The sequence below is a fragment of the Desulfocurvus sp. DL1XJH-121 genome (genome assembly GCF_054819825.1).
In genome coordinates, this window is sequence record NZ_JBTVWW010000229.1 from 1 (window position 1) to 230 (window position 230).

Genomic DNA, 230 nt, shown 5'->3' on the forward strand with positions numbered 1-230 from the left:
GTGCGAGCGCTTCCTGCTGGACGGCATCATCACCCTGGTGGACGCGGCGCACGCCGACCAACAGCTGAGCCAGTTCAGCATCGCCCAGGCGCAGGTGGGCTACGCCGACCGCATCCTGCTGACCAAAACCGACGTGGCGCCGGACTGCGAGGCGCTGATCCAGCGGCTGCAGCGGATGAACGCCCGCGCGCCGGTCTACAAGGTGACGCACGGCGATATCGATCTGAGCG

1 protein-coding gene is annotated in these 230 nt (G+C 67.8%); it reads left to right on the top strand.

The features are described 5' to 3' along the window. On the top strand, nt 1-230 hold a 230-nt coding region (locus tag ACYYG1_RS17970; protein ID WP_461211692.1), incomplete at both ends, for a GTP-binding protein.